This is a genomic window from Flavobacterium ammonificans (assembly GCF_020886115.1).
Taxonomy (GTDB): domain Bacteria; phylum Bacteroidota; class Bacteroidia; order Flavobacteriales; family Flavobacteriaceae; genus Flavobacterium; species Flavobacterium ammonificans.
The window spans coordinates 2,031,291-2,052,602 of record NZ_AP025185.1; the positions used below are offsets into that span (position 1 = coordinate 2,031,291).

At 32.9% G+C, this 21,312-nt stretch carries 17 protein-coding genes and 1 other RNA gene; 5 read left to right on the forward strand and 13 right to left on the reverse strand.

Annotated elements, in window-relative coordinates:
* Nucleotides 1–7 precede the first annotated feature (7 nt).
* Nucleotides 8–811 carry an SDR family oxidoreductase gene (locus LPC20_RS09025; RefSeq protein WP_229324642.1) on the reverse strand — a complete coding sequence of 268 codons (804 nt, stop codon included), beginning with the start codon at nt 809–811 and terminating at the stop codon, nt 8–10.
* 103 nt (nt 812–914) lie between these two features.
* An RNA gene (gene ffs, locus LPC20_RS09030) (signal recognition particle sRNA small type) lies at nt 915–1,012 on the reverse strand.
* A gap of 86 nt (nt 1,013–1,098) precedes the next feature.
* Here ffs and LPC20_RS09035 point away from each other — a divergent pair.
* Nucleotides 1,099–2,172, forward strand: a complete 1,074-nt coding sequence (locus LPC20_RS09035; RefSeq protein WP_229324644.1) for a glutaminyl-peptide cyclotransferase — start codon at nt 1,099–1,101, stop codon at nt 2,170–2,172.
* Between the two features lie 70 nt (nt 2,173–2,242).
* Here the strand turns inward: LPC20_RS09035 and LPC20_RS09040 are convergent, their stop codons facing one another.
* Nucleotides 2,243–3,118: a hypothetical protein gene (locus LPC20_RS09040; protein ID WP_229324646.1), complete on the reverse strand. Its 876-nt coding sequence runs from the start codon at nt 3,116–3,118 to the stop codon at nt 2,243–2,245.
* Between the two features lie 107 nt (nt 3,119–3,225).
* Between LPC20_RS09040 and LPC20_RS09045 the strand changes: the two genes are divergently transcribed.
* The gene (locus tag LPC20_RS09045; protein WP_229324648.1) at nt 3,226–4,305 is read left to right on the forward strand and encodes a formimidoylglutamase; all 1,080 of its coding nucleotides are present in this window, start codon (nt 3,226–3,228) and stop codon (nt 4,303–4,305) included.
* Nucleotides 4,306–4,362: 57 nt separating this feature from the next.
* Nucleotides 4,363–5,613: a DEAD/DEAH box helicase gene (locus tag LPC20_RS09050; protein WP_229324650.1), complete on the forward strand. Its 1,251-nt coding sequence runs from the start codon at nt 4,363–4,365 to the stop codon at nt 5,611–5,613.
* 32 nt (nt 5,614–5,645) lie between these two features.
* Here the strand turns inward: LPC20_RS09050 and LPC20_RS09055 are convergent, their stop codons facing one another.
* Both LPC20_RS09055 and aroC read right to left on the reverse strand, forming a co-directional pair.
* Nucleotides 5,646–6,911, reverse strand: coding sequence for a dicarboxylate/amino acid:cation symporter (locus LPC20_RS09055; RefSeq protein ID WP_229324651.1), 1,266 nt, complete (start codon nt 6,909–6,911; stop codon nt 5,646–5,648).
* Between the two features lie 119 nt (nt 6,912–7,030).
* Complete coding sequence (gene aroC, locus LPC20_RS09060; RefSeq protein ID WP_229324653.1) at nt 7,031–8,089, reverse strand: chorismate synthase; 1,059 nt, start codon at nt 8,087–8,089, stop codon at nt 7,031–7,033.
* A gap of 189 nt (nt 8,090–8,278) precedes the next feature.
* Here aroC and LPC20_RS09065 point away from each other — a divergent pair, with 189 nt between their 5' ends.
* Nucleotides 8,279–8,752 (forward strand): hypothetical protein, encoded by a 474-nt coding sequence (locus tag LPC20_RS09065; protein ID WP_229324655.1) that lies wholly within the window; start codon nt 8,279–8,281, stop codon nt 8,750–8,752.
* A 39-nt stretch (nt 8,753–8,791) separates the two neighbouring features.
* On the opposite strand, the gene bshA is transcribed toward LPC20_RS09065, so the two are convergent.
* From bshA to LPC20_RS09105, 8 genes are all read right to left on the reverse strand, one after another.
* Entirely contained in the window at nt 8,792–9,925 is a 1,134-nt protein-coding gene (bshA, locus tag LPC20_RS09070) for an N-acetyl-alpha-D-glucosaminyl L-malate synthase BshA (protein WP_229324657.1), read from the reverse strand.
* A gap of 81 nt (nt 9,926–10,006) precedes the next feature.
* Nucleotides 10,007–10,603 carry a phosphatase PAP2 family protein gene (locus tag LPC20_RS09075; RefSeq protein ID WP_229324660.1) on the reverse strand — a complete coding sequence of 199 codons (597 nt, stop codon included), beginning with the start codon at nt 10,601–10,603 and terminating at the stop codon, nt 10,007–10,009.
* 5 nt (nt 10,604–10,608) lie between these two features.
* Entirely contained in the window at nt 10,609–13,617 is a 3,009-nt protein-coding gene (locus LPC20_RS09080) for a serine hydrolase domain-containing protein (RefSeq protein WP_229324662.1), read from the reverse strand.
* Between the two features lie 10 nt (nt 13,618–13,627).
* Nucleotides 13,628–14,110: an ABC transporter ATPase gene (locus tag LPC20_RS09085; RefSeq protein ID WP_229324664.1), complete on the reverse strand. Its 483-nt coding sequence runs from the start codon at nt 14,108–14,110 to the stop codon at nt 13,628–13,630.
* A 32-nt stretch (nt 14,111–14,142) separates the two neighbouring features.
* Nucleotides 14,143–14,934 carry a (Fe-S)-binding protein gene (locus tag LPC20_RS09090; RefSeq protein ID WP_229324666.1) on the reverse strand — a complete coding sequence of 264 codons (792 nt, stop codon included), beginning with the start codon at nt 14,932–14,934 and terminating at the stop codon, nt 14,143–14,145.
* 46 nt (nt 14,935–14,980) lie between these two features.
* Nucleotides 14,981–16,309 carry a 4Fe-4S dicluster domain-containing protein gene (locus LPC20_RS09095; RefSeq protein ID WP_229324668.1) on the reverse strand — a complete coding sequence of 443 codons (1,329 nt, stop codon included), beginning with the start codon at nt 16,307–16,309 and terminating at the stop codon, nt 14,981–14,983.
* 5 nt (nt 16,310–16,314) lie between these two features.
* Complete coding sequence (locus tag LPC20_RS09100; RefSeq protein ID WP_229324670.1) at nt 16,315–17,277, reverse strand: MlaD family protein; 963 nt, start codon at nt 17,275–17,277, stop codon at nt 16,315–16,317.
* A 45-nt stretch (nt 17,278–17,322) separates the two neighbouring features.
* Nucleotides 17,323–18,492: an N-acetylmuramoyl-L-alanine amidase family protein gene (locus tag LPC20_RS09105; protein WP_229324672.1), complete on the reverse strand. Its 1,170-nt coding sequence runs from the start codon at nt 18,490–18,492 to the stop codon at nt 17,323–17,325.
* Between the two features lie 134 nt (nt 18,493–18,626).
* On the opposite strand from LPC20_RS09105, the gene LPC20_RS09110 reads away from it, so the two are divergent.
* A complete protein-coding gene (locus LPC20_RS09110; RefSeq protein ID WP_229324674.1) occupies nt 18,627–21,308 on the forward strand; it encodes a putative LPS assembly protein LptD in 2,682 nt (893 codons plus the stop codon).
* Nucleotides 21,309–21,312: the final 4 nt, after the last annotated feature.

Consider the following 21,312-nt stretch of genomic DNA (forward strand, 5'->3'; position numbering starts at 1 on the left):
ATTCAAATTAGAGTTTGTAATGTTTCATTAGCATTTTTTCGTACACAGTATCTGGAAGTATTCTTTTTAGAACTATGGAAAATTTTTGCATAAACGCCCCTACTTTATAATGAATTCTTGGATTTTTGTCTTGAATAATTTGGAAAACCGCTTCAGCCATTTCATTTGGATTACTTCCACTATCCACATGCTCATCCATAGTTTTTAAAATAGATCCATAAGCTCGTTCATAATCTGAACCTTGAATTATTGGAGCATGAAAACGTCCTGCGGCAATATTGGTGGCAAAATCTCCAGGAGCAACATTGGTAATTTGAATTCCAAAAGACTTCACCTCCATTCGTAACGCCTCAGTAATTAATTCCAAAGCGCCTTTTGAAGCTGAATAGACACTTCGATACGGCAATCCCATATATCCTGCTATACTAGTGATATTGACAATCAAGCCCGATTTTTGTTGGCGCATTTGAGGCAAAACAGCCTTCATTAGAGCTATTGGACCAAAAAAATTGGTATCAAAATTATTTTTAATCTCTTCCATTGGGATTTCTTCTAAAGGTCCTGTAATTCCAACTCCAGCATTATTAATTACAACATCCAATCTACCTGTTGATTGAATAATTTGGGCTACAGCCAAATGAATTGACTCAACATCTCTAACATCTAAAGCGACTAACGGAAAAATAGAATTCAACACCTTTTCAGGATTTCTACTTGTTCCGTATACGATGAAACCTTTTTGATGTAAAAACTCTCCTATAGATTTCCCTATACCCGAAGATCCGCCTGTAATCAACACAACTTTACTCATTCAAATCAATTTATTATCAGTTATTTAGCTTATAAAAATAATCAAAAATAAAAGTTTTGAATCCCTATAAACAAAAAAATCTTCCTAGAGGAAGATTCATAAAAAATGGCAAGCGACCTACATCGCACCGCTCAACCGCTTACCCTTGCTATGTTCCCATCCTGGGGGATTCTGCAGGAGCTGGTCGTGTAGGACTTGCCGGTGCAAATATACAACCTTTTTATATTTTTGCAAGTCATTGCTACTAATAAAATAAGGTTGTATATTCGAATTTTAAAATACAAATCATGAAAAAATACAACTGCTTATTTATCATTTTGTTAGCCATAAGTCTTTCGAATTGTGGCGGAGCAAAAAAAGAAGACAATTCATTATTTAGCTTTGAAACAGCAAGTACTAAAAAACAATATGTACCCGAGGAATCAATCAATTTAAGTCTGTCAAATTCTAGCTCAAAAGAAGTTGATAGTATTGTCTTTTATATTAACGATGTGAAAATTGGAACTACAAAAGGATTAGGAAAATTGTCATTTGAATTTAAAGATCAAAAATTAGGCAATCAAAATCTAAAAGCTATTGTATATTATGAAGGGGAACTAGCTGAAATTAACGAGCAAGTAGAATTGGTATCGAGTGTTTCACCTCAATTATTAAAATACACTATAGTAAACACTTATCCTCATGATGTTCAAGCGTATACTCAAGGATTAGAATTTTATCGGGATACTTTATTTGAAGGGACTGGTAATGGCAGTAGTCCATCGGGAAGTAAAGGAATTTCAAGCTTAAGAAAGACTAATTTTAAAACTGGTGAAGTTTACAAAAAAATAGAATTAGCTGAACAGTATTTTGGAGAAGGAATCACTATTTTAAATAACAAAGTATACCAACTTACTTGGCTAAATAATGAAGGTTATGTTTATAATGCTGATACTTTCAAAAAAGAAAAAACAATACCTTATTTTAAAAAAATGGAAGGTTGGGGATTAACAACAGATGGTAAATCGTTGTATATGTCAGATAGCTCCGAAACTATCCATATTTTAAATCCTGATACATTTGCCGAGATAGGTTCTATCAATGTGTATTCTTTAGCCAACAAAGTGAAAGCTGTAAATGAACTGGAATGGATAGATGGAAAAATTTATGGAAATGTGTACCAGAAAGATGCTATAGCTGTAATTAATCCTAAAAATGGTGCTGTAGAAGGTATTATAAACCTTGCTGAATTAAAAACTAAAATTAAGCAAACAGAAAACACAGACGTGCTTAATGGTATAGCTTACAATTCAAAAACTAAAACCCTTTTTGTTACTGGTAAAAATTGGGATACGCTATTTGAAATTAAAATAATTGAATAATTTTTCCTTTCAAATTATTGAATAAAAAAAGGGAGCAAATAGCTCCCTTTTTTATATACTCTGTTGAAAATTATCTTAAAGAGAATGATGTTTTTGAAACTAATTCTGCTTTATCATACACGTTAACTGTGTAGGTACCTTTCGCAAATTTACTTCCTGCCAAATCTTCTGAAACATCAACTGTTTTATTCTCATATTTTACATTAGTTGTAAAACTGTATGTTAACGATTTTGTTCCGAAATTCTCCACTTTCTTTTCTCCTACAACATTATTTTCGCTATCAATAACTTGTACATAATACATTTTTGTACCTGATTTTGCGATTTTATTTTCAGCTATAGTAAAACTAACTTTTAAAATATCAGCTCTATTCGCTTTTTCAGTTTCTATTTGCTTACCTGAACTTCTTACTTTGTAAGCAGCACCTTTAGTATTCAACACAGTTAAAACTGATCCTTTTTCAACTGTTTTAGCTAACTCTGAATTTTGAGAAGATAATACTTCGTTTGCTTTTTTAGATTCTACCAAGACTACTCTTGTACTATCACGTTGAACAGTCAAAGTAACATTTTGTTTTTTCAAGTTGTCATTTTCAGCAATTAACACTTTCATATTACTTTGTAAAGCAGTCAATTGAGATTTGAATTTTGAAACATCACCATTAGATTTTTTTAAATCTGACATTAAAGCAACTACTTTATCTCTTTCTTTAATTAATTCCTCAGACATTGTAGTATTTTCAGCAATCGCAGCGTCATAAGTAGCTTTTAAATCTTGTAAATCTTTCATCACTGATTCTTTTTCAGTTAATGTAGTTTTCAACTCAGTACGAACAATTTCAGCGTCAGTTGACATTTTGAAAATATAACCTAAACTCCCTAAAAGTAATAGTAATAGTACAATTACGATTGCTTTCAAATTTGAATTGCTTTTTTGATTTTCCATTTTTAATTTTTATAGTTTAATTGTTTGCGACAAAAATAATAATATATCCATACTACACAACGTATTTTGACACATTTATAGTATTTTTGGCTAAAACTTTTTATAAAATGGACAAAATAATTCCTTTTACTTTAACTGATCTCGGCAAAATTACCAACCAAAGAAATGGTGAAATTAAATTTGGTGAGAAAATGATTACTGTACCAAAAGGAGTCGATGCTTTGGAATTCCTTTCAAGTTGCGAAGCAAAATATGTTTTATTTGGAATCCCTGAAGATATTGGAATCAGAGCTAATTATGGCCGCCCTGGTGCAGCTTCAGCTTGGAATAGCGCCATCAAAAGCATTGCTAATATTCAGCATAACCGATTTAGTAAAGGAAATCAAATTATAGTCTTAGGATCACTTAATGTAGCCCATGAAATGGCAGAGGTGGAAAATCTTGACTTTAATGATATTGACGATCGTTCTAAATTAAGCCAACTGGTAGAAAAAATTGATAAAGAAGTTTCTCATATTATTTTCAATATTGTCAAACTAGGTAAAACACCTATTATTATTGGTGGAGGCCATAACAATGCTTATGGGAATATCAAAGGAACGGCTTTAGCCAAAGGAAAACCTGTTAATGCCATAAATTTTGATGCCCATTCCGATTTTAGAATTTTAGAAGGTCGACATAGCGGAAACGCATTTTCCTATGCTTTTGAAGAAGGTTTCTTAAAAAAATATTTTGTCTTTGGTTTGCATGAGAATCATGTTTCCAAAAGTGTATTGGATACATTTAAGAAGATTGAAGATCGAGTACGCTATGTTACTTATGATAGTATCAAAATTCGAAAAGAAAAAGAATTTGAAAAAGAAATGACTCAAGCTTTAGAGTTTATCAATCAAGATCCATTCGGTTTAGAAGTTGACTTGGGAGCCATTCCTAATATTGCTAGCAGCACAATGACTCTTACTGGTTTTTCTGTTGAAGAATTACGACAATTTGTCTCTTATTTTGGGAAATTCAAAAATGCTACTTACTTGCATCTTTGCGAAGGTGCGCCTGATTTAGGTGAACTTAAAAATGATCATTTAGTAGGTAAAATAATAGGACACTTGATAACTGACTTTATAAAATCAAGGAACGAATCCGATGTACAGCACCAAACGATTGTTCCTAGTTGGATGCATCAAAAATAATAACACTATCTTTGCCAAGTATTGCTGTACTTAATGCAATACATTAATAGTAAAATTATGTTATTCGAAGATTTATCACTTTCAAAAAGTATCCAAAAAGCCGTTCATGAAGAAGGCTATACACACCCCACTCCTATTCAAGAACAATCTATTCCTATCGTTTTATCTGGTAGAGATTTAATTGGTTGTGCGCAAACTGGTACTGGAAAAACGGCGGCATTTGCCATTCCAATTATTCATCAATTACATCGAATCGTAGGTTCGTCAAAAAAAGCCAAAGAAATTAGAGCTTTAATTGTAACTCCAACCCGTGAATTGGCCGTTCAAATTGGTCAGAATTTTGACACCTATGCAAAATATACTAATCTAACACAGATTACACTTTTTGGTGGCGTTTCGCAAGTTCCACAAGTTGACACTTTAAAAAAGGGAGTTGATGTGGTAATTGCTACACCTGGAAGATTATTGGATTTGCACAAACAAGGATTTATCAATTTTGACCACTTACATACCTTGGTTCTTGACGAAGCCGATCAAATGTTGGATATGGGATTTATTAATGATGTGAAAAAAATTGTGAAGCTTACGCCTAACAACCGTCAAACATTATTATTTTCTGCTACGATGCCAATTGCTATTCGGGAGTTAGCAGAAATGTTTTTAAAAGATCCAGCAAAAGTAGAAGTTTCTCCAGTTTCTTCAACTGCTGAAAAAATTGAACAACAGGTCTATTTTGTTGAAAAAACAGAAAAAAGAAATTTGTTATATCATTTAATAAAGAATGAAAATTTGTCCGATGTATTGGTGTTTTCAAGAACTAAACACGGAGCTGACAATGTAGTTAAGGCGTTGCGAAAAAACAATATTGCTGCAGAAGCCATTCATGGTGACAAATCTCAAAACGCAAGACAACGTGTTTTAGAAGCATTCAAAAATAAAGAAGTGGGCGTACTTGTAGCAACTGATATTGCTGCACGTGGAATCGATATTGATCAATTACCTTTTGTAATTAATTTTGATTTACCAAATATTCCTGAAACCTATGTGCACCGAATTGGTAGAACTGGTCGAGCAGGAAATGGCGGAATGGCAATTTCATTTTGCAGTAAAGACGAAGAGCCATACTGGAAAGACATTCAAAAATTAATAAAAGTAGATGTTAAGACTATTTCAGATCATCCGTATCCTTGGCACTCTGGAAGTCCTGATGCCATTGCGGAGAAACCTAAAAATTCTAATCGAAGTGGAGGCGCCCATAAATCAAGAAAATCAAGCGCATCAAAACAAAACAAAAAACGTTGGTATTAATACCAACGTTTTTTTTATAATTTATTTTTAGATTAACTAGCGTCTTCGATTTTATCTTCCCACTGTCCTACTACAGAAGTAGCTAAAGCGTTTCCGAGAACATTTGTAGCAGATCGAAACATATCGCAGAAATGATCAATAGGTAAAATCAACGCAATACCTTCTATTGGAATGTCAAACATTCCACAAGTAGCCGCTACTACTACTAAACTAGCTCTTGGAACACCTGCAATTCCTTTACTTGTAAGCATTAATACCAATAACATTGTCAATTGTGTACCAATATCCAAGTCAATTCCATAGGCTTGTGCAATAAAAATACTCGCAAAAGTCATGTACATCATACTTCCGTCTAAGTTAAACGAATACCCCAAAGGCAACATGAATGAAACTATTTTGTCTTTCACACCAAAACGTTCTAATTCTTCTGTTAATTTTGGAAAAACAGCCTCACTACTCGTTGTACCAAAAGCAACAATTAATGGACTTGAAATTCTTTTTAATAAAGTTGACATTCTCGATTTTAAAAAGATATAACCCACTAAAATAAGAACTACCCATAATGATGCAATTCCAATTAAAAAAGAACCGAAGTATTTGAAGTAAGTAATTGCTAATTCTTGGAAATCACGTACTGCAAATACTCCCGCAATGGCACCAAAAACTCCTATTGGAGCGAATTTCATTACATAATTAACCATTTTTAGAACAATATGAGAGGTCTTATCTAAAGCATTAACAACAGGCTTAACTGTATCTCCAATTGCTGCAGCGGCTAAACCAAAAAAGATGGAGAAAATTACAATTTGTAATATTTCGTTAGTAGCCATGGCTTCGAATATACTTTTAGGAACAATATGCTCAATGAAATTTTCAAAAGATAAGGTGGTGGTTTTAGCCGTAACTTCTGAGGCAGTAGTTAAATCAACATTAGAAAGATTTAAACCTACTCCCGGTTGTAAAATATTTACAAAAAACATTCCTAATAATAACGAAATGAATGAAGCGGTAAAAAACCAACCTAAGGCTTTCCCACCAATTCTTCCAACTGCTTTAATATCTCCAAGTTTAGCGATACCAACTACTAAAGTGGTAAAAACCAATGGTGAAATAATCATTTGTACCAATCGGATAAATACGGTAGCTAAAATTTTAATTTTAGAACTAAACGACTGAGCAATCTCAGTAGAAAAATTAGTATGAATAGCTATACCTAAAATAGCGCCAATTATCATTGCTATTAGAATTTGTCCCGTAAGTCCTGATAAAAACGATGGTTTTGTAGTAGTTTCTTTCATTTTTTGTAATTAATAATTTACCAACTGTAAGCGTCAAACTATTTGCGAGAAGAGATTTAAAAATCAAAACCTAACAACTAAAAAATAGAGCGAAAAGCAGAAATAAATTGTTTAGAATATTAATAGATTTTGTTTAATAAATAAAAATCAGCCAAAACAATAGCGGCCATCGCTTCAACAATAGGAACAGCGCGAGGAACGACACAAGGATCATGACGCCCTTTTCCTGTCATTTCTGTTATATTTCCTTTATTATCTAATGACTCTTGTTTTTGCATGATTGTGGCAACTGGTTTGAATGCTACACGGAAATAAATATCCATTCCGTTGCTAATTCCGCCTTGAATTCCGCCCGATAAATTCGTTTTGGTTGTTCCGTCAGCGTGGTATAAATCATTGTGGTCACTGCCTTTCATTTCGGCGCCGCAAAAGCCACTTCCATATTCAAAACCTTTAACTGCATTAATTGATAACATTGCTTTTCCTAACTCGGCATGTAGTTTATCAAATACGGGTTCGCCCAATCCAACAGGTACATTTTGAATTACACAAGACACTACTCCACCAACAGTATCTCCTTGTTTACGAATTTCACGAATATAGTCTTCCATTCTAGCTGCAGAACTTTCATCAGGGCAACGAACTGGATTACTTTCTGTCTTTGAAAAGTCTAATTCTTGGTAATTTTTATCTAAATGAATGTGACCAACAGAAGAAACAAAAGCATTAATTTTAATATCAGGAAGCATTTGCTTCGCAATAGCTCCCGCTACTACTCTACTTGCTGTTTCTCTAGCCGAACTTCTTCCACCACCACGGTAATCTCTAAAACCATATTTTTGGTCATATACATAGTCTGCATGACTCGGTCTATAATTATCTTTGATGTGGGAATAATCATCCGACTTTTGATTGGTATTTGGAATAATAAAACCAATTGGTGTTCCTGTAGTTTTTCCTTCAAAAATACCGGACAAGAATTGTACTTCGTCAGGTTCTTTTCTTTGAGTTACAATAGCCGATTGACCTGGTTTTCTTCTGGACATTTCTAATTGAACGGCTTCTAAATCTAAAGTGATTCCAGGAGGACATCCATCGATGACACCACCTAAAGCTTCACCATGTGATTCTCCAAAAGTAGTAATTCTAAAAAGTGTTCCGTAGCTATTCCCTGCCATTGTAATTAGTTTTAAACAAAAGTACCATTTTAGTTTAAAGATTAAAAATATAAGGATTAAAGTTTTTGCTGAATAAATGGATTTATTGTGTGATTTTTAGTCTGCTTACATCAAATATAACAACGAAAATTAATACTAAATTTCATTATGGTTCGTTTATTTAGTAACTTAGAAAAAATATAATTACTTATGAAAAAAAATATTGTAACCGCTGTACTACTAATTGGATTAGGATTTACATCGCAAGCTCAAGAAATATCAAAAAATGCAATTGGTTTGCGATTAGGAGATAACAATGGTTTTGGCGCTGAAATATCATACCAACGTTCGTTGTCTGAAAACAATCGACTGGAAGCTAATTTAGGTTGGAGAGATAATCGTGCTGTAAGCGCATTCAAACTAACAGGAGTCTACCAATGGGTATGGGAAATTGACAATTCTTTCAATTGGTATGCTGGAGCAGGTGCTGGCCTTGGCAGTTGGAGTACAACAGAAGATAATGGAAGTTTTGTTTATGTGGCAGGAAATGTAGGAATAGAATACAACTTAAAAGAACTACCCCTACTACTTTCGCTAGATTTCAGACCCGAATTTGGTGGGAAAGGTTATTTCCAAAATAATTATGGTTCAGATATCGCGCTTGGAATTCGTTATAAATTCTAAAAAATATAAATGCCGCTTTAAAAAGCGGCATTTACTTATTTATGTAAACTTAGCAATTGCTCTACGATATAAATCTTCATAAAGTGGAAGAATATTTTTGATGTCAAACTTTTGAGCTGTCGCCAAAGCATTTTTCTTAAACTCGGCTAAAGTTAAATCGTCTTTTAAAATTGTAAGCGCGTTTTTGGCCATAGTATCGACATCTCCAACATCACTTAGAAAACCTGAAAAACCATTCCTATTTACTTCTGGCAAGCCTCCTGCATTACTTGAAATAACTGGAACACTACAAGCCATAGCTTCTAATGCAACTAATCCAAAGCTTTCAGTTTTGGATGGTAATAAAAATAAATCTGTTTGGCATAAAATTTTATCAATTTCATTACTATTACCAAAGAAAATTACTTTGTCTAAAATACCTAACTCTTTGCATAGGTATTCAGCTTTTTCTTTTTCTGGTCCATCCCCAACCATCATTAACTTTGCAGGAATTTCTTTTTGAATGGCATAAAATATTTTAATGATATCCGGTATTCGTTTTACCTCCCTAAAATTACTGATATGGGTTATAATTCGCTCATTTTCTTTAGCCATAACAGAGCGTTGACAGGGCATTTTATTTTCTGAATTAACTTTATCTAATTCTATAAAATTGGGTATCACTTCAATATCCTTGGAAATATTAAACAATTGCAAGGTATCATCTTTCAAATTTTGAGATACTGAAGTAACAAAATCAGATTTGTTAATACTGAAAGTTACTGCTGGTTTATAGAAAGGATGGTTACCTACTAAGGTGATGTCTGTTCCGTGCAAAGTGGTGACCATTGGAATATTAATTCCCTCATCTTTCAGCATTTGCTTCGCCATATAACCCGCATAAGCGTGAGGGATAGCATAATGAACGTGCAATAGTTCAATCTTATGTAATTTAACCATATCTACCAACTTACTTGACAAAGCCAATTCATAAGGTTGATAATGGAATAAAGGATATTCTGGAACGTTAACTTCGTGGTAATGAACATTAGGATTCAAAAGAGCCAATCGTACTGGTTGACTATAAGTAATAAAATGGATTTCATGCCCTCGACGAGCCAATTCAAGACCCAACTCAGTCGCTACAACTCCACTTCCACCAAAGGTGGGATAACATACGATAGCAATTTTCATTTGTATAATTTAAGAATACGAATTTAATGAAATTACAACGGCTTTCCTATTTCATAAAGAAATAATACTAACTTACTTTAATCATTTTTTCTTTCGCTTTTTATTGATCCATTGATTTGCTTTGTAGGTTAGATAGGCTGAACCACTGCCAACAATCGCACCTGCTAAAACATCAGAGGGATAATGAACTCCTAAATGCATTCTAGAATAACCAATCGCTCCTGCCCATACAAATGATGGGGCTACAACATACCATTTTGGATAGGCTAAGCTCAATGATGTTGCTGTTGCAAAAGCTGTAGAGGTATGTCCCGATGGCATTGAGTAAGAAGCTTCTGAAACTACAGGTTGTACCATTGGATAGGTATCGTATGGACGATCTGTTTTTATAATCTTTTTTGAAACAACAGTTATAAATGCTGAAGCTAAAAATGTTTCACCTATAAACAAAGCTTTTTGTTTTGCAACTGAATCATTATTAATCATTCCTAATGTATAAATTAGAATTGGAGTAGCTACACTAATAGGTACTGCTGATTGACTAATAGATTTAAATGTACCATCCAAAGATGTATTCCTATTAATGTTTATTTTTTTTAAGACATCTATATCTACATTTTGAGCATGAATGGTACTTACACAAAAAAAGAATATAAAAAACCCAATTACTTTATTCATTGTAATTAATTTAAAATTGATTCGGTAATAACCTTTTGAATATCTTCTCTAATGTGTTCTTTAGACAATGTATTGATCGGATTAGTGGGATAGGTTCTATTCGAAATAAATACATAAATAATTTCAGTTTTTGGATCAGCCCAAGTCATAATTCCTGTAAAACCAGTATGTCCGAAGCTTGACATAGAAACACAACCACAAGTTGGACTATCACCACTTAATTGCGGTTTATCAAATCCTAAACCTCTTCGATTGCCATCAGAGCAAAAATAACAAGTGTTGAAATCATCGAAGGTTTTTTCAGAAAAAAACTGTTGATCCCCATAGTTTCCTTTTTGTAAAAACAGTTGCATCATTTTTGCAATGTCCATTGCATTCGAAAACAATCCAGCATGACCAGCAACTCCTCCTTCTAATGCAGCAGCCATATCGTGAACATAGCCCTGAACAGTTTGGTGTCTAAAATAATCATCAACTTCTGTTGGCGCTATTCGATTCTTTTCAATTTTAGTCAACGGATTATACATTGTATTAGTAGCGCCAATAGGTTTAAAAAACTGCTCTGTTGCTAAAACATCTAGTGAAACTCCCATCACCCTTTCTAAATAATTGCCTAGAATAATAAAGGTAAAATCACTGTATTTGTATTCTTTTTTAGGAGACAATTTACTATTGACAATCATTTTCATAATTGTATCATGATAATCATTACGAATGAAAAGGCTGTCAGCTACTTTCTTTGAAAATTGAGAATCAGCTAATTTTCTATAATATTTAGATAAAGGCTTATTATTAGAATCTAAAGTGGCTTTATAAAAAGGAATCCATGCCACTAGACCTGCAGAGTGTGTTAGCAATTCTTTAAAATGAATATCTTTTTTATCAGAAGCAGCGAAAATGGGTAGCATTTCGGCTAAAGTGGTATTCAAATTAATTTTATTTTGATCATATAACTTCATCACATTGGGCAAAGTCCCAACAATTTTACTCACAGAAGCAACATCAAAAATGGTTTCGTTGGTTACTTTTTCATTCGAATCATAAGTGTAATGTCCAAAGGCCTTTTGATAAATCACTTTCCCTTTTCTAGCCACCAACACTTGAACTCCTGGAGCCATCTTACCTGCAATTGCTTTTTGAGCCAAAACATCAATTTGTTTTAGTTTTTCTGAACTCATTCCGACATTCTCAGGTGCTGTAAAACCTAATCTATTTAATTTCTGTGTGGAAAGTCCTTCATTAACTTTAAACGATTCGTTGATAGAAACAGGTAATTTACCCTTAGCCTCAATAGCGCCAAATAATAATTCAGCACTAACCTCTTGAGCAATATCATTGTTTTGATAGGAAACAACAAGTCCTTCTATATCATCGAAATTTGATATTGGTAATAACGAATACGGTTTAGCAAATACATCTAATATAACTCTATTGTTTTTTGCGATTTCTTGAAGCCAAAGCTTTTCAGTGGATGTAAAATCATTATTCTTCCATGGTTTATCTGCTTTATGATAACCAATAATTACAGTAGAATATTCTTTTAACTTTAGGTTAAGGCTATCTAAACTTGTCGCATTAATTTCAGTAACTTCAGTAAATTTCTTTAGTGTTGACACAAACTTAGTATTGAAATCATCTCCAAGTTTCACATACGCAATCTTTTGAAGGTTCAAATCCTTTATAGGCAAAAGGTTTTTATCATTTTTCAAAACTGTAATTGCATTTTCATACAATTGGTATTGCAAAGCTTCATTTGCAACAGGATTAATCTCTTGAATTAAATTTTGAACTGCTATAGGTTTGTAGTTATGAAGACCCGCCTTGAACTTGTATTTTAAAATCTTCTTTACAGATTGTTCCAATCGCTCCTCTGAAACAATTTTATCTTCATAAGCTTTAATTATAGTTTCAATACCTAACGGGACATTTTCCGAAAAAAGTAAAATGTCATTTCCAGCTAGAAATGCATCTAAATCAACATCGCCTGGTTTCTTAAATTTACTAACACCTTTCATGTTTAAAGCGTCGGTGAAGATTAACCCTTCAAATTTTAGTTCGTTTTGCAATAAATTGGTGACTACATTATACGAAATGGAAGTGGGGTAATTTTGACGGAATTCTAAACTAGGAACATCTAAATGACCTACCATTACTGAAGCTAGACCTTCATCGATAATTTTATTGTACGGATATAGCTCTACTTTATCTAAATGTTCTTTTGAAAAAGACACCGTTGGTAACCCTAAATGAGAATCAATAGAGGTATCTCCATGACCTGGAAAATGTTTCCCTGTTGAAAAAACACCCTGCCTTTGTACTCCACTCATTAAAGCAATTGCCTTCTCGGTTACATTGAATTTATTTTCACCAAAAGATCGGTTGCCAATAATTGGGTTCTTTGGATTCGTATTAATATCTAAAACAGGTGCAAAATTAAAGTGTACTCCCATTCTTCGGCTTTCTTTACCCATTAACTCTCCAACATTCTCAATTAACTTAAGATCCTGTATAGCACCTAATGTCATATTCCACGGATAACGGTAAGTCGAATCCAAGCGCATGCTCAGTCCCCACTCTGCATCAATTCCAATAAATAATGGAATTTTTGATTTGGATTGATAACGGTTAGTCAAATTCGCTTGACGCAAAGGCCCGCCCTGAAAAAAAATCAGACCACCAATCTTATGGTCTCTAATTAACTTTTCAATGGCGTTTGTATGAAGATTGTCTTTATTAGAATAGGCGGCAACCATAAATAATTGTCCCACTTTTTCTTGTAGCGACATTTGGCTAAAAATACTATCTGCCCAGCGATTTTCGGCTTCTGAATCTTTAAAAAAGTTTTTTCTAGCGGATTTGGTTTGAGGAATATAGACTTCTTCAAAATCAGAAATCTCAGGTTTATTTATTACGATTGGGTCAGTTGCAACGAATTTATTCTTAATGGTAACACAATTTGAAACCAAAAACAATAATACAATACAAAGTACAACTCTACTAAAGATCGTTTTCATCTATTCAATTTTAGAAGAAACGACTGTGCCAGCTATCTACAGCCGGAACTTCCCACGATTCATTAAACTCTTCGATATTGTTGATCAAATTATTAAATACAATGGTATTTTCAGTAACAGCTTTATCTTTTACCATTTTCTTAAAATCAATTAATTGCTTGTGAGCAATATGTTCGCCTAACTTGAAAGTAACGTTCATTTTATCTAAAAGATCAACGTTATATTTAGCCTCTAAACTTTGGATAAACTCAACAGAAGCATCAATTGAGCATCCTGTTGCGTTTTGTACTTCTTGATTAACAGCCAAAATAATAAATCGATTGTATCGTAACTGATAGGAAGATTCTAAACTTGTTCCATGTGCACTCCAATTTACCAAAAAAGCTTGTAAAGCTGTTTCGATTTCATTCATTTCTTCATCAGAGAATTTTCTATTGGATTGATAAATCCAAATTCTAGAATCAGTAGGTAAACTTTCAAACGGAACGTACATCTTTGTTGTTGTATTAATTTAGTTACAAAAGACTATAAATCTTGAGCATTTGCTATAAGTTCAGCTATATCCAGAACCTTTACTTCACTTTCTTTTTCTTTATTTTTAATCCCATCTGTCAACATAGTGTTACAAAAAGGACAACCAGCAGCTATAATATCAGGTTGTGTTTCTAAAGCATCTTCGGTTCTCTCGATGTTGATTTCTTTTGAGCCAGGTTCTGCATCCTTAAACATTTGTGCTCCCCCCGCTCCACAACATAACCCATTTGCTTTAGAACGCTTCATTTCAACCAATTCTACATCTAATTTTTGAATTAAATCTCGTGGTGCCTCATAAATTTTGTTTGCACGTCCTAAATAACAAGGGTCGTGAAAGGTAATTTTCTTTCCTTTATATTGTCCCCCTTCAATAGTTAATCGACCTTCATCTAACAAAGATTTAAGAAATTCCGTATGATGAACCACTTCGTAGTTACCACCTAACTCGGGATATTCATTTTTTAAAGTATTAAAACAATGAGGGCAAGCGGTAACAATTTTTTTTGCTTCATAGGCATTTAGCACCTCGATATTCATCATGGCCTGCATCTGAAATAAAAATTCATTACCTGCTCTTTTAGCAGGATCTCCGGTACAACTTTCTTCTGCGCCTAAAACTGCAAATGATACTTCTGCACGATTTAAAATTCGCACAAAAGCTTTTGTAATTTTTTTTGCTCTATCGTCAAAACTTCCTGAACAACCCACCCAAAATAAAACTTCAGGTTGTTTTCCTTGAGCAAGCATTTCAGCCATTGTGGGTACTACTAAATTATCTGACATAAAAATTCTTTATAATTAAGGGATTCTATATTATAGAAATCATTATTTATTCGTTCTTCCAGTTCAATCGATCTTGTTGATTGTATTGCCAAGGTGCACCATTATTCTCAATATTTGACATCATGGCATTTAAAGACATTGGCGCTGCACTTTGTTCCATTACTAAATAGCGTCTCATATCCATTATAATTGATAAAGGACTAATACTTACCGGACATTCCTCCACACAAGCATTACAAGAGGTACATGCCCAAAGTTCTTCTGCTGTTATATAATCATTTAATAATGATTTATTATCAGGAATAAATACACCTTTATTTGCATCTATATTTTTACCCACTTCCTCCAAACGGTCACGGGTATCCATCATAATTTTTCGAGGAGATAATTTCTTTCCAGTTTGATTGGCTGGACAAGAAGAAGTACAACGACCACATTCAGTACAAGTGTAAGCATTTAGTAATTGTACCCAATTCAAGTCTTGAACATCACTCGCTCCAAATTTAGCTGGAGCTGCATCAGGTTCAGCTGTTGCAGCGAATGGATCAGCATTAGGATCCATCATTAATTTGACCTCTTTTGTAACAGACTCTAAATTATCAAATTGACCATCAGCATTTAAATTGGCAAAGTAAGTATTAGGAAATGCCAACAAAATGTGCAAGTGTTTTGAGTAGTACAAATAATTCATGAAAATTAAAATTCCAATGATGTGCATCCACCAAAATAATTCCGATAAAAGCATGACCAATTCATTAGACATACCATTGAAAATAGGCTCTATAAATTGACTTATAGGAAAAGACCCCGCCTTAATAAAGTGAGAATATCCTCCCGGTACATTTTGCAAGTGTAAATCTGAGGCATTCATTAGTAAAAATAAAGTCATCAAAACAACTTCAAAATACAATATGTAGTTTGCATCTTTTTTAGGAGCTCCATTCAATTCTGGGCTAGTAAAACGCTTCAATTGAATTACATTTCTACGTATCCAAAAAACAGCTACAGCAAACAAAACTAACACTGCTAATATTTCAAAACTAGCTATCAAAACATCATAAATTCCACCCAAGAAGGCAAATATTCTATGTGTTCCAAATAAACCGTCTATGATAATCTCTAGTAATTCAATATTGATAATTACAAAACCAACATAAACAATGATATGAAATATTCCAGAAATAGGACGCTTCACCATTTTAGATTGACCTAAAGCAATCATCGCCATATTATTCCATCTAATTTTAGGATTGTCAAAGCGGTTGACATCTCTACCTAAATTAATATTTCTTATCATTTTTTTGATGTTCAGATAAAAAAATCCGAAACCTAACGACAGAATAACTGCAAATAAAATAGTATCTAAATAATTCATAATTATTATTTTTCTTTGGAAATAGAGTCATTTACTTTACCAATGTATGGCTTATTTTTTTTACCAAAAACAGATACATTAATGTATCGAGTTGGGTACAAACGAACGTCTTGTAACAATAATTCCATTTCTTTAGTAGTAGCTTTTAGATTATTATATAAATTATCATCTTTTAGCAATTTTCCTGCAGATCCTTTACCAGACTGTAAATCTGCCAGAATTGCATCCACCTTAGCTAAGGTAGAATTAAAGCGAGTAACGGTTTTACCCAAATCTGCTTTGTTTAACGAATCTGAAATTTTAGTAAAATCAGAAGACACTTTCTTGAAATTAGCAACAACAGTTCTAAGATCAGACTTGTTTTCGTTTAACATGTTAGATGCAGTTGAAGTAGCTGCATTAACTTGTTTCATTGTCTTACTTAACTCTGACAAGGTGATTTTTAATTCTTTTTGAGTGGTTTCGTCAAGCACATTATTTACTCCTGATAATAAATGGTCTACTTCTACTATCACCTTCTCGAATTTTTCTTGAAGAGGTACTAGTTTTTCTTGGATTGATGCACTCAAACTTAACTTTACATCTCCAACTAATAGTTGTCCATTCTTAGCTAATGTAGGATTCGTAAAATCAGGTTCAATCAAAATTTGTTTTCCACCAATTAATCCTGGCTCGTATAGAACTGCTTTACTAGTTGCAGAAATTGGGAAGTCAGTAGTAATTTGTAACTCTACTTCTAATTTTCCGTTCTTAGGATTTATCGAAATAGTATTTACTTTTCCAATTGCAAGACCGTTTAAAGTAACTGGAGCTGATTTAGCTAAACCTTCGACATTATCAAAATTGACATAATAAGTTTGATAATTTGAGAAAATAGCTTTCCCTTTCAAGAAACTATATCCCCATATAAATAACATAATTGAAGCTATAACCAGTACAGCGGCTTTTATTTCTCTTGATATCTTCAAAATATAATTTTAGTTTACAAATTAATATAAAAAAAATGACTTAGGCTACAATTTTAACGCTTCCTGAAGGCTAATTTTTTGACCATTTTTAAATGGAACAATAAAGGCAGTCGTATATCCTTTTGATTTGGCAGTAGCCAAAAATTGTTTAGCTTCTTGCATGTCAGTAGTTTCGCCATACAAATACACAAATGATTTATTTAATTCATTCATTGAAATAGGTTCTAAACCTTTAAAATTTTTTGATTCTAAAGCTACTTTTTTAGGGCTTGTTCCAATCTGAACTTTATAAATAATACCATTCGATTTATCTTCTTTTTTTAATTCATCTTGTTTGGCTTCTGTTGTTTTTTCAACAGTCGATGGTTTGGTTATAGTATCTTTTACCTGCTTCACCACCACTCTTTTTGAAGGTTTCAACTCTTTAATTGGTAGATTTCCATCACCAAAATTTTCATTTCTGTAACTGATTATTGCATTTGCAATGGCATCAGCTAGTTCGTCTTGACCTTCCTCAGAATTTAAAATCTCTCCTTCGATTGGATTGGATATAAAACCCATTTCAACTAATACTCTTGGCATATAAGCTTTGTGCAATACCATAAATCGTTCTTGTTTTACGCCACCTTGACGCAACTTCTTGCCTAACTTCCCAAACTGTTCTTCAATTTTACTGGCAAGATTTATACTATTATCTAAATATTCTTCTTGCATTAATGTAAATCCTAATAGTGATTCAGGAGAATTTGGATCAAACCCATCGTATTTTTGTTTGTAATCCTTTTCTTTGGTGATTACAGAGTTTTCCTTTTTGGCCACCTCTAAATTGGAAGCTAATTTACTCAAACCCATTACGTAAGTTTCTGTTCCGTCTGCGGCGGTATTTTTGTTAGCATTACAATGTATGGAAACAAAAATATCAGACTTGGCTCGATTCGCTATATTGGCACGTTCTATTAAATCAATAAAAACATCGGTCTTACGTGTATAAATTACATCTATTTTCCTTGTTTTCTCTAAAATGGCACCTACTTTAAGCACAACAGCTAAAGCAATGTTTTTTTCAATCCTACCACTATAAACAGCTCCATAATCGTGTGCTCCGTGTCCTGCATCTAATGTTACAGTAAACTTAGAATTTTGACTGTAAATTAATTGAGTAACTGTCAGAAAAACTAATAAAAATACTGCTTTTACTCTATAACTAAAATTCATAAATATGTATTGTTAATATAAATTAAACCTCAATAGCTATTAAAAATATATTTGACTATTTTTGCCGGTAAATAAACCAAGTTAAGATTAGACATCTCAATTGGTGATAATTTACAAAAATAGCATTTAAACCTTTGCGTACAAACTTATTTAATATCGTTTTATTATCCATTTTCCTAACAATTGGATCAACCAATGTCTATTGTCAAGATAGTCCACTAAAAAAAACGATAATTAAACCTGTAACCAAACCCACCACTACTGCTGTCGAAAAAAATAAACCCAATCCAATAGTAACCGATTCTATAAAAAAAGACAGTGCCAAAACAAAAAAAGCTTTTTTAGATGGAAAAGTGAAATACAAGGCTAAAGAGTTTACAAAAATTGATCAAAAGAAAAAAAATATTTTACTCTATGATACTGCCGAATTATATTATCAAGATGTAGAGTTGAAATCAGGAATTATTCTTTTAGATTATGAAAAAGATGAAGTGTATGCGGGAAGAATTAAAGACTCCACAGGAAAATATACTCAATTTCCTAACTTTAAACAAGGCGCTAATGTAGTTGAACCCGATTCCATTCGATTTAACTTTAAAACTAAAAAAGCGATTATTTGGAATTCTAGATCCGATCAAGGGGAATTTAAAATTAAAGCGGCATTAACAAAAAAAGAAAATGATTCTGTTTACTTTTTGAAAGGGGCAAGATTTACAACTTCTAAAGATGTAGATAATCCAGAATACTATTTTCAGACGAATAAAGTAAAGTTTGTTCCTGGAAAAAAAGTAGTGACGGGTTTAACCAATATGGTTATTGCTAATGTCCCAACACCAATTGCTCTTCCTTTTGCCTTCTTCCCAATGACAAAAGAAACTAGTATTTCTGGTATATTACTACCAAGTTATAATGACTCCAATACAAGAGGTTTTTCTTTACAAAATGGCGGGTACTATTTTGCTTTAAGTGATCAATATGATTTAACCGTGTTAGGAGATTACTATACCAATGGAAGTTATGGAATGCGTTTCGAATCTAATTATGCTAAACGTTATAATTATAGAGGAAATGTCAATATCCGATTTGAAAATTTAATTACTAGTGAAAGAGGATTTCCAGATTATTCAAAACAAAATATTTATAATATTCAATGGTCTCATTCTAGGGATGCTAAAGCCAACCCAAACTCTAGCTTTTCTGCCTCAGTAAACCTTGGAAGTAGTACTTTCTTTAGACAATCGATTAATCAAAATAATATTGGATCAAATTTAAACAACACCCTGAATTCGTCTGTATCGTATAGTAGAATTTTTACAGGATCTGGACCACAATCAAGACTTGCTATAACCGCAACGCATTCGCAAAATACACAAACTCAACAAATAGATATGACTTTACCTACACTACAATATAGTGTTGACAGGGTGTATCCATTTGTTAAAAAAGATGGCGTTAGAAAAGGTTTTTTTAAGAACATTAATTTACAATATGATTTGAGCGCAAGTAATAGTTTTACGACAACTGACTCTCTATTTTTTAGACCTCAAATGTTTGAAAATGCAAGAGTAGGTTTCCAACACTCAATTCCTTTGAATACCAACTTTAAGCTATTCAAATATTTTAGTGCTACATCAGCTGTAAATTATAGAGAAGTTTGGTATTTAAAAACCATTAATCGCCAGTTTGACACCAATCAGAATAAAGTTGTTGATACACAAGTTAATGGTTTTGATGCTTTTAGAACCTACTCTTTTAGTTCGAGTATCGGTACAACTGTTTATGGTACGTTTAACTTTAAAAAAAATAAAAGAATTCAAGCCATACGACATGTTATGCGACCTTCGGTATCCTATGGTTATACCCCAAGTTTTGAAAAATATTATGACACTTATGCAGCAGATGGAAGCGGTACTATGGTTAAAGAATATTCAAGATTTGAAGGTGGTATTTATGGAGCTCCAGGAAATGTCAATTCAAACTCGGTAGGATTTGATCTAAGTAATACATTTGAAGCAAAAGTCACTGACAAGGATAGCACTAAAACAGAGGCTAAAAAAATCATGCTTTTGAATAATTTAAACCTGTCTACTAGTTATGATTTTAATGCTGATGGAAAAAGAACACTTGCTTGGACTCCAGTTCGTGTAAGCGGTGGAACACAGTTTTTTGATAATAAAATGAACTTGAATTTTGGAGCAACATTGGATCCCTATGCAGTTAATAACTCTGGACAAAGAATCAACAAGTTCAATATTGATAATGGTGGAAGCCTATTTCGAATGAGTAGTGCTAATATGACTATCAATTATTCTTTAGCGAGCAGTGAAAATAAAAAAACAAATAAATCTAACAATCCCGAAACGATACGAAATGGAGGGCGTGAGGACGATTTGTTTGGAAAACCAATTACGGGAAATATTCAAAGAAGCATGTTTGACGATGAAGATACTGACAATAAAAAAGAGTCAGAATCTGATTTTTTTAATTATACTTTACCTTGGGATATGACCTTTGCTTATGCACTAACTTACGGCAATAACAATAGAGAAAATAAAATAATTGGAAACTCAATCATGATTTCAATCAACGCTGATTTAACACCAAAATGGAAAACTGGAATTTCAACGGGTTATGATTTTGTACAAAAAGGAGTTACTTTTACACAACTTAGATTTGAGAGAGACTTATTAAGCTGGAGAATGGATTTTAATTGGACTCCATTTGGAAACAACGCAAATTGGGGTTTCTTTATTGGAATCAAATCGGGAGTTCTTAGCGATATTAAATGGGATAAGAGAAGCACAATAATACGATAAACAT